Genomic DNA, 16,196 nt, shown 5'->3' on the forward strand with positions numbered 1-16,196 from the left:
GGAAAACCGGTAAACCAGGGTCAGACCCGATATTCATTGGGCGGTGGCGTTAGGCACCATCCACAATGAACCTGGTTCAGGCGGCTTTGCGGCGCGTAGTGGTAGATTTGGCGGTGGACTTGGCCGCACCGGCACGTTTGGCAGCGGGCTTGGTGGAATTTTTGCCGGAGGATGCGGTCGCGCGTGTTGAACTTGTGCGGGTCTTGCTCGCGCTGGCGCCGGCGCTACTGCGTGCACGCGGCTTACGCGGGGCGGCTTCTTCCTCGTCTTCTTCCGGCTCGTCGGCAGCGGCTGCCTTGCCCTTGGAACCCAGGCTCTGTTTGAGCAGCGCCACCAGGTCCACCACGTTGCTGGCCTTCGGCACTGGCGATTCGTCGGACGGCGCAGTAATCGTGTGCGTCTGTCCGGCTTTCACTTTCTTCTCGACCAGCTTGAGCACGTCCTCGCGATAAGTGTCGTGGTATTCCTTGGGATTCCACTTTTCGCTCATTTCTTCCACCAGCGACAGGGCCATCTTCAATTCCTTGTCGGTGAGGCCGGAATGGCCTGGCAATTTCAGGTCTTCGGGATTGCGGATCTCGGTCGCATAGCGCAGCGTATTCATGATGATGCCGTCGCCGACGGAAACCAGTGCGCATAAGTGCTGCCTGGTGCGGATCACCACCGTGGCAATCGCGATCCGGCCCGCCTTGTGCAGCGTTTCGCGCAGCAGGGCGTAGACCTTGTCGCCGCCTCGGCCCGGCGCGAGGTAGTAGGGCGTTTCGTAGAAAGTGAGCGGTACCGAATCCGCGTCGACGAAGGCCATGATGTCGATGGTCTGCGTTGCTTTGGGGTTCGCCAGACGCAAATCCTCATCGCTCAGCACCACGTACTCGCCATCGGAATAGGCATAGCCCTTGACGATATTGTCCCAGGTGACTTCCTTCCCACTGCCTTTGTTATAGCGCTTGAAGCCGATCGGCGAGAAGTCCCGCTTGTCCAGCATGGTCAGGTCCAGGTCGTGCGATTCCACTGCCTTGTGCAGTTCCACCGGGATGTGCACCAGGCCAAAGCTGATCGCGCCTTTCCAGAGTGCTCGTGCCATGATTACTCTCCGATGCTTCCGGTAATCGGCAAGACGATACCGGTGATATAGCTGGCACACGAGGGCGCGGCCAGGAAGACGAAAGCCGGCGAAATCTCTTCCGGCTGCGCTGGACGGTGCATATCGGCCTGCGAGCCGAATTGCTTGATCTTGTCGGGGGACTGGTCGGCCGGGTTCAGGGGTGTCCACACCGGGCCCGGCGCGACTGCGTTGACACGAATGCCCTTCTCCAGCAGGTTGGATGCCAGCGACATCGTAAATGCATGGATTGCACCCTTGGTGGTCGAGTAATCCAGCAGTATTTTCGAGCCGCGCAAACCCACCACGGAGCCGGTGTTGAGGATCGAGCTGCCGCGCTTCATATGGGGCAGGGCCGCCTTGGCCATGTGGAAGTAGCCGTAAATATTGGTCTTCATGGTCAGGTCGAAGCGTTCCTCCGACAGGTCCTCCAGCGAACCGGCGTGTTCCTGGAAGGCCGCGTTGTTGACCAGGATGTCGATCTTGCCGAAAGTATGCAGTACCTCATTGATCGCCTGGCGGCAGAATGCAGGGTCGCGCACATCGCCGGGAATCAGCAGGCAGCGCTGGCCTTCGGCCTCGATGTGCTGTTTGGTCTCGACCGCGTCTTCCTGTTCTTCGGCAAGGTAGACCAGCGCCACGTCGGCGCCTTCACGGGCATACAGCACAGCTACTGCGCGGCCGATGCCGGAGTCGCCGCCGGTGATAATCGCCGCCATGCCGGCCAGCTTGCCGCTGCCGCAATAATCGGGCGCCATGAACTGGGGTTTCAGTTGCATCTGGTGCTCAAGGCCGGGCTTGTCCAGGTGTTGTCCAGGCAAGGGCGGCGCCGGGAAATCGTGTGTCCCGGTCTGGGCGGCCTGCTTTTTTTCCTCAGCTTTTGGCTTGGCCGCGTCACGCTGGTCCTGTTCCTGCTGGACGGTGCGCTGTTCGCTGCCCGCGCCTGTCTTTTGCTGCGAGTTCGACATGGCTTCCTCCTGTGCTCGGAAGTCCAGTATTCGCCCCAGCAACGTTGCTAACCGTGCGCTCCCACACATAATTGGGATGTTGTCTGGGGTGAACTTGTGGCAAACTAAACTACATGGCTAATGCTGCGGGCCGCCGTCACCGTACCGGCCTTTTCCTCCATCCCGATCCCGCGCGACGCCAGGAATTTTTAGCGGCTTGCGGGGAATCATTCGATCGTTTGCTGACTGCGGACAGCATTGCCAGCGCACGCTATGCGATGGCGCACAATAAGATTTCCTTGCTCGTTATCGACCTCAATGGTCCGGAGATGGCTGCTGGCAATGAACTGGCCGCTCTGGTGCGCAGCCGCGCCGGTGCGCCGGTCCTTGTCCTGTGCCCATTTACGCGCTCCTCAACCATGGCTGAGCTCATGGCGCAGGGGCCGCTGACTTACCGCATCATGCCCGTCGCGCCGGAAGCCTTGCTCGATGCCGTCACGGCGCTGCTGGCGCCCGCTGCCAATACCAAAGCCTCCGCCCAGCAGCATTTGCTGGACCTGGAAGCGGACCTGAACGACCTGCTGTCGATCCAACGCAGCTTGCAGCGTGCTCTCTACGGTTCGGAAGAAATCGAACGAATGGGGGCCCGCATCTGCAATGCACTGTGCAGCTATCCCGGCATTTGCCACGCCGCCCTGTTGCAGGCTGTCGATGACGGCGCCCTGCGCCTGGTGGCGCAAGATGGGCGCATAGACCTCGACATCAGGGAAGTGCTGGGCGGGCGCGAGGAATTGCTGGAGGCAGCTGTGCGGCGAGGTGAACTGGTGCTGCTTGATGCGCCATCGAAGGCCGGTGATGCGGAGCTGGCGGCAATGCTGGAAGAGCAGGGCGTGCACATGATGCTTGCTTTCCCGCTGCGCGGTGAACCCGGTGGGCCGCTGCTGGGTGCCATCAGCATGCTGTTTGACCGGCCGCTGGTCATGAGCCGGGAACATTTCAGTTGCTTCGGCTCGGCGGCACAGCTGATCAGTTTTGGCATGGTGATGAGCGACCTGCGCCACCAGAACAATGCACTGGGGCTGGAAATCACGCAGATCACGCCATTTGACGGGCTGACGGGCGTGTCCAACCGGCGCCAGGGCGAGCAAGTGCTGGATAGCGAAATCCGGCGCGCACGCCGTTATGGTTTGCCGCTGGCGGTGATCGCCTTCGACCTCGACAGCTTCCGCACCATCAATGAGCTGTACGGCTATACGACAGGCGACCGCGCCCTGTCCGTCCTGGCCGCCATGATCCAGACCCGGCTGCGCAATTCGGACACGATGGCGCGCATGCGCGGCGAACAATTCATGGTCATCGCTACGCATACCGTCGCGATCGACGCCTTCAAACTGGCCGAAGAGCTGCGCGAGACGATTGCCGCCACTGAACTGCCAGGCGGGGATAGCGTCACGGCCAGCTTCAGCGTGGCCCAGCTCGCCCCTGATGAAGGCGCCAGCGAACTGGTCACGCGCCTGGAAGCCGCGCTGCACCGCGCCAAGCGGGCAGGGCGCAACTGTGTCGAACTGGCCATGGCCCGCTAAAAAGACGGCGGCCCACCCTCGCGAGCCGCCGCAAAGCACGATTAATTAGATGATGAGCGTCATCCGCGTGTGATATATTACATCCATAATAAAAATAATCAAGGAGAAGATCATGCGTGTCAGCAGGGAACAAGCGGCCCAGAACCGCGAACGCATTGTTGAAACGGCATCCCGGCTATTCCGGGAAAAGGGCTACGACGGCATCGGGGTGGCCGACCTGATGAAAAGCGCCGGCCTGACGCACGGCGGCTTTTACGGCCATTTCGCCTCCAAGGAAGACTTGCTGGCCGAAGCGTTCGGCAAGGCGATGGAGAACTCCGCCAAGCGCTGGCGCGAGCTGCTGGCCGGGGAACCGGCCAACCCGCGCTCCGCACTGGCCCATATGTACCTGACCGCCAAGCATCGCGACAACCCCGGCAAGGGTTGCGCGCTGGCCTCGCTCGGCCCGGATGTTTCGCGGGTCGGGCCGGAAGTGCGGCAAGCGATGGACGACAGCTTCAAGGCGCAGCTCGATGCGCTGGCGCAGGCCTTGCCCGGCGAGCCGGGGCAGGCGAGGCGCGATGCCATTGCCACTTATGCCGCCATGGTTGGCGGCCTGGTACTGGCGCGTTCGGTGGCCGATAAAAAGCAGTCTGACGAAATCCTGGCAGCGGTGCTGTCCTCCCTGGAACAGGATCGCTGATGCTGGCCTGGCTTCGGAACTACCGGCGCGCGATGCTGCCGGGCGATATCAGTGCGGGCATCGTGGTGGCGATGATGATGATCCCGCAAGGCATGGCATACGCGCTCGTGGCCGGCCTGCCGCCGGTGACCGGCATTTACGCCAGCATCCTGCCGCCTATTGTTTACGCGGTGTTCGGCACCAGCATGACGCAATCGGTGGGCCCGATGGCCATCGTGTCGCTGATGACCGCTGCCATGATTGGCCCGCTGGCAAGCGCCGGCAACGGCCTGTATTCGGTGCTGGCGGCGCAACTGGCGCTGGTGGCGGGGGCGGTACTGCTGCTGTGCGGCCTATTGCGCTTAGGCTTCCTCGCCAATTTCTTCTCGCGTCCCGTCATGAGCGGCTTTACAGTCGGTTCGGCGCTGCTGATTGCATGGGGCCAGCTCAAGCCATTGCTGGGGGCCGACTTGCCGCACTGGCACGGCCCGAGCGCCGCATTGGGCATCGGCTCCGTGCTGCTGCTGGTGCTGTCGCGCAGCCACCTGGCACCCCTGATGCGTTCCCTCGGCATGAAACCGGCCGGGGCCGACATGGCAACCCGCCTGGCGCCGATGCTGGTCGTGGTGCTTGGCCTGCTCCTGGTGCAGGTGCTGGGGCTGGATGCAATGGGCGTGAAAACGACCGGCAACGTGCCGAGCGGCCTGCCGCAACTGAACCTGGCCCTGTCGCAAGGGCATTGGCAGCAGCTGGTGCAGCCGGGCCTGCTGGTTGGCTTCGTGATTTTCATCATGAGCATGTCGGCGGCGCAGTCGCTGGCCCTGAAACGCAACGAGAAGCTGGTCAGCAACCGTGAACTGATCGGTTTGGGCGCAGCCAATGTTGCCAGCATGGTGTCGGGCGCTTTCCCGGTCACCGGCAGCATGTCGCGCTCCGCCGTGAATTTTGCGGCAGGTGCGCAAACGCCTTTGGCCAGCATTATCACAGCCGCCTTGCTGGCGGTGGCGCTGGTGGCGCCCACCGGCTGGCTGGCACTGCTGCCGATGCCGGTGCTGGCAGCGACCATTATCGTCGCAGTGCTGGGCATGCTGGAACTGGGCACTTTGCGCACCGCCTGGCGCTATGACCGCGGCGATGCATTGGCGTGGTTTGCCAGTGCCGCCGGCGTGGTTCTACTGGGCGTGGAAGCGGGCGTTCTGGTGGGCGTGGCCTTGTCGATGGGCACCCTGATCTGGCGCGCCAGCCGTCCGCATATTGCGGTGCTGGGCCGCATTGCCGGCAGCGAGCATTTCCGCAATATCGAACGCTATCCGGCCGAAACCCGGCCCGAACTGCTGGCGCTGCGCATCGATGCCAACCTGTTCTTCGGGAACGTGGAAGCGGTGCAGGAGCGCATCGAGGACGAATTGCGCAGCCATCCGGCGGCGCGCGACCTGGTGCTGGTGATGACGGCGGTCAGCTCGATCGATACGTCGGCGCTGTTCGCGCTGTCCGAACTGAACGCGAGCCTGGCGCGGCGCAGGATCGGCTTCCACCTGGCCGAAGTCAAAGGGCCGGTGATGGACCGCCTGCGCCAGTCCGACTTGCTGCAAACGCTGAACGGCGAAGTTTTCCTTAGCATCGACATCGCCGACAAAAAGTTGCAGTAGTTGCTGGATTGGGTATGATCGTTGCAACATGGGCGGCAAATCCTTCAAACAACTGTTGGCAGGCTTGCTACTTGCCGTGCGGGCGCTGGCCGCGCACGGGGCAGGCCCGCATGTCCTGCTACTCAATTCATACAGCCCGGGCCGGCCGGGCATTGAGCGTGTCACGGATGCTTTCGTCCAGCGCCTGCGCGAGAGCGGCATTGCGCTTGACCATATCCACGTCGAATTCCTGAACCAGGAGCAGCCCAACGCGGAAATGGTGGCACCGGCACGGCGTGCCTTGCTGATGGCGCAGTATGGCGGCGGCCGCATCGACATTCTCGTGGCGCTGCAGCAGCCGGCCTTGAACTTCGCCATGCGCGAGCTGGCCGATATCGCGCCGCAAGCGCCCCTGCTGACCGACAGCGAACCGTCGACGCTGCAGCTGGCCGCCAGCCGGCGTCCGGTCTTCCTGTATGCGATCGTGCCTGACCTCGGCGCCACGGTCAAAGAGGCCATGCAGCTTTTGCCGCGCACGCGGCGCGTCGTCATACCGGGCGGCGTCAGCGATGCCGACCGTGCCTTCCGGCGCCAGGCGGAAGTCGACCTGGCACCTTGGCTGCGCCGCTTGCAAATCGAGTTCCTGCAGAACATGAGCTGGGCCGAGCAGATGCGCTATATCGGCAACCTGACGCAGGATACCGTGGTGGTGACGGGCATGTTCAACCGCGATCGCGACGGTTATTCGTTGCCCACCATCGATGCCGCGCGCGACACGCTGCGCGCAGCGAACGTGCCGGTGTTTTCGCTGTTCGACAGCATCGTGGGCGAGGGCGCGGTAGGAGGCGCGGTGCGCAACCTGGGGCAATCCGGCCGCGAGCTGGCGGAGAACGTGCTGTCCATCATGGGGGGAAGGCAGGCTGCCAACGGCGCCCTGACCCAGGTGCCGGTGGGGCCGGTGCAAAGCCTGTACGACTGGCGCCAGCTCGAACGCTGGAGCATCGATCCGTCGCCGCTGGAGGGGGCGACGTTCCTGTTCAAGCCGCCGTCACTGTGGCAAGCCTATCGCGGTGCAGTGCTCGGCGTGGGTGGCGTGATCCTGCTGCTGGCCGGGCTGCTGGCGATCATGCTGGTGCGGCGGCGCCGCTTCGGTTGAATCCACGCACGGCTTGATACGTTTCTGCACAATCGCGCCATTGACGCCGCCGGGCCTTTGGCCGTAAGGTACACTCCCGGAACCGTTACCAACCTGAGCTTCGGGAGCACCATGAAACAGATTGTCGCAGCACTCGCCATTGCAGCAGCCTTCAGTTCCCCATCCTTTGCAGCAGCCAAACCCGGTAGTGCCGACGCCCGTTTCACCGCCATCCACAAGGCGGAGTGGAAGTGGCGCCTGCAGCAAAGGCTGGAAGACGATGAGGACGATGTGCGCGGCGTGGAGAGCCGCCTGCCGAACGTCAGCCTGGCGGTGCAAATGGAGCGCCAGAAGAAATGGGAAGAGACGCTGCGCCAACTCGAAAGCATCAAGCCGGAACAGCTTTCGAACCGTGAACGCATCAACTACCAGGTGTATCGCGCGCAGGTCGCTGCGTTGCTGGATAACCAGCGCTTCCGCGAATACGAAAAGCCGCTGAACGCCGATTCATCGTTCTGGGGCAATCTGGCCGGCGAAGCGCGCAAATCGTTCCGCACCGCCGAGGACTACCGCAACTACGTGGCGCAGCTGAACGACGTGCCGCGCTACTTCGGCGAAGAGATCACCAATATGCGCGCTGGCCTGGCGCGCGGCTTCACGCCGCCGAAGATCACGCTGGAAGGGCGCGACAAGTCGATCACCTCGGTCACCGAAGCCAGGCCGGAAGACGTGGTGTTCTTCAAGCCGTTCAAGGACATGCCGAACGTGATTCCGGCCGCCGAGCAGGAAGCCCTGAAAGCCGAAGGCTTGAAGGCGATCCGCGAAAAAGTGATTCCGGCCCACGCCGTGCTGCTGAAATTCATGCGCGAGGAATACGTCCCGAAAGCCAAGGAAGCTCTGGACGCAGAGAGCTACCCGGACGGCAAGGCGTATTACCAGTCGAAGATTGTTGAATTCACGACCACCAACCTGAGCGCCGAGCAGATCCACCAGATCGGCCTGGACGAAATGGCGAAGATCCGTGCCGAAATGCAGGAAGTGATGAAGCAGGTTGGCTTCAAGGGCGACCTGCCGGCCTTCCTGCAATTCCTGCGCACCGACCCGCGGTTCTACGCCAAGACGCCGGAAGAATTGCTGATGCGCGCCGCATGGGTCGCCAAGAAGTTCGATGGCAAGGTTGCCGATTACTTTGGCCGCCTGCCGCGCAGCCGCTTCGCCATCATCCCGGTGGCGCCGGAGGTTGCGCCGTTCTATACCTCGGGCCGCGGCGGTCCTGGCGGGTACTGGGTCAACACCTACAACCTGCCGGCCCGCCCGCTGTATTCGCTGCCGGCGCTGACTTTGCACGAATCGGCGCCAGGCCACGCTTTCCAGATGCCGATCGCGCTGGAGCAGAAGGGCCGTCCGCCATTCCGCAACGCCTATATCTCCGCATATGGCGAGGGTTGGGCGCTGTACTCCGAGCGCCTGGGAACGGAGATGGGCATCTACGAAACGCCGTATGAAGTGTTCGGCATGCTGAGCTACCAGGCCTGGCGCGCCTCGCGCCTGGTGGTGGACACCGGCGTGCACGCCAAGGGCTGGACCCGCGAGCAGGCGCAGAAGTACCTGATGGAGAATACGGCGCTGTCTTCGCATGAAGTGATGACCGAAGTCGATCGCTATATTTCGTGGCCGGGCCAGGCGCTGTCCTACTACCTGGGCGAGATGGCGATCTTCGAAGCGCGCAAGAAGGCGGAGCAGGCCCTGGGCGCCAGGTTCGATATCCGCGCCTTCCACGACACTATCCTGGAACTGGGTTCGGTGCCGCTGCCGGTACTGCAGGCGCGCATCGACGATTTTATCGCCGGCGGCGGCAAAAGCCCTTATCCGAAGGAATAAGCGCACCGGTGTGGTGCATTGCCTTCTGCTGGTGCAAAAAAAGTGAGAGAATCACTTGAAATTACTGGCATGAGTCTTGCAGATATAGGTCACATGACTGATCGCACTACACTGACCGTAACAAACCAGGGGAACCGTCCTATCCAGGTCGGCTCCCATTTCCACTTTTTCGAAGTCGATTCGGCGCTGCAGTTCGAACGCTGGAAGGCGTATGGCATGCGGCTCGATATCGCGCCGGGGACGGCGCTGCGCTTCGAGCCGGGCAAGGCGCAGACCATTACGCTGGTGCGTCTTGAGGGGGATGCTGAGGTGGCTGGATTCAGCGCTGGCGCAAGACGATAGGGGCCATCAGCTCGGGATGTTTGCCGAGGTGGCCGTCGAAACCGGCGCGAATGGCCGCCATGTCTTTTTCTTCATCGCCGGTCAGCCACACATGCTCGGTCAGCCCCAGGGTCTTGTTCGGGAAATCGATATACACCAGTACCAGCGGCACTTTGGCGGCCAGCGCCAGTTGATAGAAACCGCTTTTCCAATAAGGCTTGTAGCCGCGCGTGCCTTCCGGCGTGATGCCGACCCAATACCAGTCTTCCTTCATCATGGCATCGGCCTGGGCCTGGATCAGGCCTTGCGGCGCGCTGCGGTCGACCGGTGCGCCGCCGAGGTAGTAGAACCAGCGGCCCAGCAGCGGGATCTTGAACAGGCTGTCTTTGGCCAGCCAGCGGAACGGCAGGTCCAGCGCCCATTTGCCGAGCAATCCGATGATGAAATCCCAGTTCGACGTATGCGGGTAGACCACGGCAATGCCGCGCGGCTCCGGCAGCGGCTTGAACTTCACTTGCCAGCCGAATGCCTGCAACAGGCGCATGGCGACACGCTGCTTTAGTGTTGGCAGTTTGTCCGCCTCTAGCTTATATTGATCCATGCCTTCCCCATTGTGTTATTGCTACCATTGAGAGTTTGTAACTCTTGGTGCTGAAATTTTGTGCGGCGGTATTCTATCGCGCCGCTCCACGGGGCAGCAAGGTGAAATTATGACAAGGCAAGTCTTGTGCGTCGCTGCGACAACAGCAGCGCTGCCGGCGGCTCTGCTTGCCGCCGGCCAAACGTTCGACGTCTGCCATGTGGCCGGCTTGGCCGAGGCAGCGGCGGCCTTGCGCGAACAGCATTTCCCGGTCGGTTTGCTGCTGCTCGATAACTGGGCCGGCGCGCTTACTGAATTGGACCATTTCCTGCGCCGCCATAGCCGGCCGCGCTGGGTCGCGGTCTTCCTGCCGCAGGCATTGGAGGAAGCAGCTCTACGCCAGCTGGTGCACGACCACTGCGTTGACTTCCATACCTGGCCGGTGGATGCCGCGCGACTCAGCAATACGCTGGGGCATGCGCTGGGCCTGGCCGCGCTGGCCGGGCTCGGCCATCTGCCGGAAGCCTGCCAGACAATGCGCCTGACCGGGCACAGCTCGGCCATTACACTGCTGCGCCAGCAGGTACTGAAAGTGGCCGGCGCCGATGCGCCCGTGCTGATCTGGGGCGAGAGCGGCACCGGCAAGGAACTTGTGGCGCGCGCGATACATGAACACTCGGGGCGCAGCGATGGACCATTCGTGCCCATCAATTGCGGTGCGATCCCTGCCTCATTGGTGCAATCGGAATTGTTCGGTTACGAGAAAGGCGCGTTTACCGGCGCCGGCCCGGGCAAATGCGGCCTGATCGAGTCTGCCAGCGGCGGCTCGATTTTCCTTGATGAGATCGGCGATTTGCCGCTTGAGCTGCAGGCCAACCTGCTGCGCTTCCTGCAAGAGAAAACCATTTACCGCGTGGGCGGGACGCGCAGCGTGCCGGTCGATGCGCGCGTGATCGCGGCCTCGCACGTCAAGCTTGGCGATGCGGTGGAACGCGGCCTGTTCCGGGAAGATTTGTTCTACCGGCTCAATGTCCTGACCTTGCAGGTGCCGGCCTTGCGCGAACGGCGCGACGATGTGGTGCCGCTGGCGGAAGAAGTCTTCCACAGTTACGCCACCGAGCGTGCGCGCCGGGTACGCGGCTTCAGCAATAGCGCGCTGCGCGCCCTGCGCGCCCATGACTGGCCCGGCAATGTGCGCGAGCTGCTGAATCGTGTGCGGCGTGCGGCCGTGATGGCCGATGGCGTCTTGATCCAGCCGCACGACCTGGAGCTGGATGGCGTCGACCTCGCGTTCGCCGCCGAAGACCTTGACAGCGCCCGCGCCAGTGCCGAACGGTCGGCGCTGCAAGGACGGATCGATGCCGGCCACAGCGTCACCGCCGTGGCGCGTGAGCTGGGTGTATCGCGCATGACCTTGTATCGCCTGATGGCGAAACACGGGATCCAGCGCCCGTCGCGCCGCGGCGAAGACTGAGCATGCGAACTGCCGCGTCACAAAGATGTGACATTGTTGCGTGGCCCTTATCTCCTATGGTGGAAGGCACGAGGTGCCGACCGACGTGTCACAAGGAAGTGACAAACTTGCCTCCTGCATGCACGCCACTTGCTGCGTCGCCGCACCAAAGTCGAGCAATTTCAACAGCTTAGTGAAGGTGGCATCAAGCTTGCGATATCGGTTCAAGCCCCAGCTTTGCGGGTACTTGAAGAACACGACATCAGCGAGGACGAGATGAAGAAAACTTTGCTTGCAGCAGCCATCGCACTGGCGGTGGGTAGTGCATTCGCGCAGGAGACACCGCCTCCCAACGTGAGCCAGGCCGGACCGGGCGCACAGGCCAACGATAATTCCACGGCCACCCAGGACAGCAGCCAGGCGAATGCCAACAACAACAGCAGTGGCGCCGCCGACGCGGCCGCCGCCGGTGCCGCAGCAGCCAACAACGGTGCCAGTGCGACATCGTCAATGGCCAACGCCTTCAATACATCGACAGCGACCGCGGTCAGCACCCTGACAGGCACCGTGACCAATAACGTCATCAACAATATCGGCAATGTAGCCAGCAATGGCGGCAACGCCAATGGCGGTGCCGGTGCCGGTGCGATTGGCGGCGGCGCAGCCGGGGGCACTGCCAGCGGTACCGGTGGCGCAGGCGGCATGTCGAACGGCGGTGCCGGCGCGGCAGGTTCCGCCGGTGGTGTCGCCTTTAACGGCAGCGCACTTGGCGGGAATGGCAGCGGCGGCAGCGGGTCCGGCGGCGCCGCAACGGCCGGAGCGGGAACGGGCGGTACCACGGGCGCCGGCGGACTGGCTGCCGGTGCTGCGAGCGGCCGCGGCGGCGATGGCGCACGCGGTGGTGAAGGCGGCGCAGGGGGCGCCGGCGGTAGCGTCGTGGCTGGCTCCGGCGGCGCTGGTGGCGCCGGCGGTGCGGCGGCCGGTGGCGCGGGCGGCCTGGTCGGCACTGCAGGCAGCGGCGCAGGCGGAGCGACCGGCGCTGCCACTGGCGCACGTGGCGGCGACGGTGGCGCAACGGGTGCTGCCAGCGGCGGTGCCGGCGGCATGGGTGGTTCGGGCGGTGCGGCAGGCGCGGGCGGCATGGCAGGCGCGACCGGCAGCGTCGCCTCCGGCGCGGCGACATCCTCGCAAACCTCAATGGGTGGTGCCGCCTCGAGCGGCAGCGCCGGATCGAGCAATACCGCTTCGAATGGTACCAGCGGCACTGAGCCATTGACCATCCCCGGCATGGGCGACCAGAACAGCGCCGGCGGCACCACAGGCTCGGCTGACGGACGCTCGGCCAATACCGGCAACGCATCGACTTCCGGCGCCGGCACCAGTGGCGCTGGCGGTACCGGCGGTGCGGGTGGCGGCGGCGGTGCAGGTGCGGCAGGGGGCAGCGGCGCGGCGGCAAGCAATACCGCGGGCAATGGCGCTGCTGGCGGCGCCAATAGTTCGGGCGCAGGCGGCGGCAGCGGCGCTGTTGCGGCCACTGGCGGTGCTGGAGCCTCTGGAACTGGCGGTGCGGGCGGCGGCGGTGCGGCTGGCGGCAATGGCACCAGTACCGGTGGCGCGGGCGCGGCAGGCGGCAATGGCGGCAATGGCGGCTCCAGCGGCCTGGCCAGCAATACTGCCGGATCGAGCGGCGCTGCAGGCGGTGGCACGGGCGGCGCAGCGACAGGTGGCAGCGGCAGCGGTGCGGCGGGCACCGGCGGTGCAGCGACCAACGGCAGCGCCACGGCGGGTGACGGCGGCGCCGGCGGTGCCGGTGGCGGCGGCAATGTCGCTGGCGCGGGCGGCGATGGCGGCACCAATACCGCGGGCGCAGCGAGCGGCGGCAATGCCACCGGCGGCAATGGCGGCGCGGGCGGCACCAATAGCGTCAATGCCGGCACCTTCGACATGTCGAACACCATGAGCGGCGTTGGCCAGTCGGCGGCGGGCATCATGGTGATCAGCCAGAACAACGGCATGTCGTCGCTGGTGCAGCAAAGCGTGAACGTGCAGGCCAACCTGGCCGTGGGCAAATAGCCCGCGCGGCATCATGCGAAGCTTAGGCAGGCCAGTGCTAGTCCTGGCCCTGTGCGCCGCAATGGTGCCGGGCCTGGCGGCGGCGTCCCCGTGGCTGGGTGCGCTGCCGCTTGGCCCGCTGGCTGCAGCGGCGGGCCCGTCCCCGCATGACGCCCAGCCTGCACCGGAAGCGGCCCCAACGGTGCCCGCCATGGCGCGCCCCGCGCAGGATGAGCGCCTGGAACAGATGCGCGGCGGCAGTGACGCGCCGTGGAGCGATATGAAACTGGCCGGTACGGTGGCGAACAACAGCGCAGTGAACGTCGTTACCGGCGCCAATATCGTGACTGACGGTGCGTTCAGCAACGCCTCGGGCATGCCGATGGTGATCCAGAACTCGGGCGCCAACGTGCTGATCCAGAATGCAACCATCGTCAACGTGCAGATCAAATGAGAGGCCTCATCAGCGTTCTGGCATTGCTGCCGGCACTTGCCGCGCAGGCCGCCGACTTTGCAGCCGGCGGCGCCAGTTTTGTGCTGCCGGTGACCAGCCTTAAAGAGGCGCGCTTCCGCACGACAGTGCGGCAGCAATACGATTTCAGTTGTGGTTCAGCAGCGTTGGCAACCCTGCTTAGCCACCACTACGATTTTCCGGTCACGGAGCAGGAAATCTTCCGTGACATGTTTGGGCGCGGCGACCAGCCGCGCATCCGGCGCGAGGGATTTTCCTTGCTGGACATGAAACGTTACCTGGCCACGCGCGGCTTTACGGCGGACGGCTTCGAGCAGCCGCTGGACAAACTGGCGCAGGCCGGATTGCCGGCGATCGTGCTGGTGGCCGACAACGGCTATCGCCACTTCGTCGTGATCAAGGGCGTGCAGGGCGACCGGGTGCTGCTTGGCGACCCGGCCGGCGGCACGCGCGCCTTGCCGCGCCAGGGCTTCGAGGCGATCTGGCAGAACCGCTTGCTGTTCGTGATCCATGGCCGGCCAGGCAAGCCGCACTTCAACGAAACGGCGGACTGGCGCGTGGCGCCGCAAGCCCTGCTGTCGGAGGGCATCATGCGCGACAGCTTGCGTGACGTGACGGTGCCGAAGTTGGGCACAAGTGATTTTTGAGGGGAGGGCGGCATGAAGCAGGAAATACGTGCTGCTGCAGGATTGCTGCTGGTTCTGGCAATGCCTGCCATGGCGCAGGGGCCGCCCGACGGCTGGGCCCCGGCGCCGGACGCGCGGCTGGAGCAGGCCCGCGGTGGTTTTGAAAACGGCAACGGCTTGCTGGTGGCGCTGGGTGTTGAGCGCATGGTCGAAGTAAATGGTGTGGTGGTGGCACGTAACCGCGTCGAATTGGCCGATGTGGCGCGACTGGCGAACTCCCCGGAGGCCAGTGCAGCGCTGGCGCCGATGCTGGTACAGAACAATACGAACGGGCAGCTGATTCGCAGCCTGACCACCATCGACCTTACGGTCAATGCGCTGTCGACACTGAAAAGCCTCAACCTGGAGGGCAACTTGCGCCAGGCATTATCGAACGTCATTGTGCCCCGCTAGGGAGGGAGCGATGCTTTCAAAGAAAATCGCGGCCGGGATGCTGATTCTTGCGAGCGAGGCGGCGCTGGCCCAGTTGCCAGCGGAGCAGCGCAGCAATGCAGAATTGGCAGCCGAGCTGACTGAGTTGAAGAAGGCGCTGGCCGAGCAGCGGGCTTTGCTGGAAGACTTGCGGCGGCAGGTGGCCGAGGGGCGCCTGGCGTCAGCGCGCGGCACCGGCGCCGCCGGTGCCGGCGCGGGCGCAGGCACTGAGCAAAGCCAGCCGCAGCCCAACGTGCCGCCGCCCGGTGCGGCGCCGCAGCCGGCACTGGCCGTCGGCCAGCCGCCGAAGCGCGACAGCAAGCCACCGGAAGTGGCGCCCATCTTTGAAAGCCCCGGTGTGCTGACCGGGCGCGGCAAGCTGGTGCTCGAACCGGCCTTCCAGTTCGGCTATTCTTCCAGCAACCGCGTCGCGTTGGTGGGCTACACCATCATCCCCGCCTTGCTGATTGGACTGATCGACGTGCGTGAAGTGAAGCGCAACACCAGTACCGCCACCCTGAGCGGACGCTATGGCTTGAGCAACCGCACAGAACTGGAATTGCGCCTGCCGTACATCTACCGCTCCGATTCCACCGTGAGCAGGGAGGTGTTCACCGGCTCCGCGGTGGAAAAAGTGTTCGACGTCAGCGGCCGGGCCATGGGTGACATCGAACTTTCGCTGCGTCACCAGCTCAACGACGGCGGTGCCGAGAAACCGTATTACGTGGCCGGCCTGCGCTTCAAGACCCGCACCGGACGCGATCCGTTTGACGTCGTGACCGATTGCGTGCGGCGCTGCATTGGCGAGAATGCCACCGGCACCGGATTGCCGCTCGATTTGCCGACCGGTTCCGGCTTCTACGCCTTGCAACCGAGCCTGACGTGGCTGTACCCGACCGATCCCGCCGTGCTGTTTGGCAGCGTCAGCTACTTGTATAACTTCCAGCGCAAGAATCTGAGCCGGCTGGTGCTTGACGGTGAGCGTGAGCCACTGGGCACGGTCAAGCCCGGCGCTGTGATCGGCTTCAATTTCGGGGTGGGACTGGCGCTGAACGAAAAGGCCTCCCTCAGCTTTGGCTATGACCACAGTTCGATTGCGCGCACCCGGCAGAACGGCATCCCGGCACCCGGTTCGGTGCGCACGCAGCTGGGAACCCTGCTGGTCGGTTTTTCCTACCGCCTGAATGCGAAACGGACGGTCAATGTTTCAGTGGGAGCAGGGCTGACGCGCGATACCCCGGATGTCTCCGTGATGCTGCGGATACCGACGAGCATGTAGTTGCT

The 16,196-nt window shown here is 64.2% G+C and carries 15 protein-coding genes; 12 read left to right on the forward strand and 3 right to left on the reverse strand.

What is annotated here, in order from left to right; genetic code table 11:
• Positions 1 to 76: 76 nt before the first annotated feature.
• Entirely contained in the window at positions 77 to 1,084 is a 1,008-nt protein-coding gene (locus ASE26_RS21550; protein WP_055926129.1) for a Ku protein, read from the reverse strand.
• Between the two features lie 2 nt (positions 1,085 to 1,086).
• Entirely contained in the window at positions 1,087 to 2,070 is a 984-nt protein-coding gene (locus ASE26_RS21555; protein WP_057246913.1) for an SDR family oxidoreductase, read from the reverse strand.
• A gap of 218 nt (positions 2,071 to 2,288) precedes the next feature.
• On the opposite strand from ASE26_RS21555, the gene ASE26_RS21560 reads away from it, so the two are divergent.
• The 6 genes from ASE26_RS21560 (at position 2,289) to ureB (ending at position 9,279) form a co-directional block, all read left to right on the forward strand.
• Complete coding sequence (locus ASE26_RS21560) at positions 2,289 to 3,632, forward strand: diguanylate cyclase (protein WP_229208194.1); 1,344 nt, start codon at positions 2,289 to 2,291, stop codon at positions 3,630 to 3,632.
• A gap of 112 nt (positions 3,633 to 3,744) precedes the next feature.
• Positions 3,745 to 4,314, forward strand: coding sequence for a TetR/AcrR family transcriptional regulator (locus tag ASE26_RS21565; protein ID WP_055926134.1), 570 nt, complete (start codon positions 3,745 to 3,747; stop codon positions 4,312 to 4,314).
• Positions 4,314 to 5,942, forward strand: a complete 1,629-nt coding sequence (locus ASE26_RS21570) for a SulP family inorganic anion transporter (RefSeq protein WP_055926137.1) — start codon at positions 4,314 to 4,316, stop codon at positions 5,940 to 5,942. The genes ASE26_RS21565 and ASE26_RS21570 overlap by 1 nt, the downstream gene beginning before the upstream one ends.
• Before the next feature lie 28 nt (positions 5,943 to 5,970).
• Complete coding sequence (locus tag ASE26_RS21575; protein ID WP_055926140.1) at positions 5,971 to 7,077, forward strand: hypothetical protein; 1,107 nt, start codon at positions 5,971 to 5,973, stop codon at positions 7,075 to 7,077.
• A gap of 111 nt (positions 7,078 to 7,188) precedes the next feature.
• A complete protein-coding gene (locus ASE26_RS21580; RefSeq protein ID WP_055926143.1) occupies positions 7,189 to 8,937 on the forward strand; it encodes a DUF885 family protein in 1,749 nt (582 codons plus the stop codon).
• A gap of 69 nt (positions 8,938 to 9,006) precedes the next feature.
• Positions 9,007 to 9,279 (forward strand): urease subunit beta, encoded by a 273-nt coding sequence (ureB, locus tag ASE26_RS21585; protein WP_055926146.1) that lies wholly within the window; start codon positions 9,007 to 9,009, stop codon positions 9,277 to 9,279.
• Here ureB and ASE26_RS21590 read toward each other — a convergent pair.
• Positions 9,257 to 9,859, reverse strand: a complete 603-nt coding sequence (locus ASE26_RS21590; RefSeq protein WP_055926149.1) for a 1-acyl-sn-glycerol-3-phosphate acyltransferase — start codon at positions 9,857 to 9,859, stop codon at positions 9,257 to 9,259. The genes ureB and ASE26_RS21590 overlap by 23 nt on opposite strands.
• A 109-nt stretch (positions 9,860 to 9,968) precedes the next feature.
• On the opposite strand from ASE26_RS21590, the gene ASE26_RS21595 reads away from it, so the two are divergent.
• The 6 genes from ASE26_RS21595 to ASE26_RS21620 all read left to right on the forward strand — a co-directional run bounded on the left by ASE26_RS21595 (position 9,969) and on the right by ASE26_RS21620 (position 16,191).
• Entirely contained in the window at positions 9,969 to 11,312 is a 1,344-nt protein-coding gene (locus tag ASE26_RS21595) for a sigma-54 dependent transcriptional regulator (protein WP_055926152.1), read from the forward strand.
• Between the two features lie 255 nt (positions 11,313 to 11,567).
• The gene (locus tag ASE26_RS21600; protein WP_055926154.1) at positions 11,568 to 13,364 is read left to right on the forward strand and encodes a hypothetical protein; all 1,797 of its coding nucleotides are present in this window, start codon (positions 11,568 to 11,570) and stop codon (positions 13,362 to 13,364) included.
• 34 nt (positions 13,365 to 13,398) lie between these two features.
• The gene (locus ASE26_RS21605) at positions 13,399 to 13,797 is read left to right on the forward strand and encodes a hypothetical protein (RefSeq protein ID WP_229208195.1); all 399 of its coding nucleotides are present in this window, start codon (positions 13,399 to 13,401) and stop codon (positions 13,795 to 13,797) included.
• Positions 13,794 to 14,462, forward strand: a complete 669-nt coding sequence (locus tag ASE26_RS21610) for a C39 family peptidase (protein WP_055926160.1) — start codon at positions 13,794 to 13,796, stop codon at positions 14,460 to 14,462. The genes ASE26_RS21605 and ASE26_RS21610 overlap by 4 nt, the downstream gene beginning before the upstream one ends.
• Before the next feature lie 12 nt (positions 14,463 to 14,474).
• The gene (locus tag ASE26_RS31095) at positions 14,475 to 14,894 is read left to right on the forward strand and encodes a hypothetical protein (protein ID WP_055926162.1); all 420 of its coding nucleotides are present in this window, start codon (positions 14,475 to 14,477) and stop codon (positions 14,892 to 14,894) included.
• Positions 14,895 to 14,904: 10 nt separating this feature from the next.
• Positions 14,905 to 16,191: an acetate kinase gene (locus ASE26_RS21620; RefSeq protein WP_055926165.1), complete on the forward strand. Its 1,287-nt coding sequence runs from the start codon at positions 14,905 to 14,907 to the stop codon at positions 16,189 to 16,191.
• The last annotated feature ends 5 nt before the right edge of the window (positions 16,192 to 16,196 follow it).

The organism is Duganella sp. Root198D2, from assembly GCF_001428585.1.
GTDB lineage: Bacteria > Pseudomonadota > Gammaproteobacteria > Burkholderiales > Burkholderiaceae_D > Rugamonas.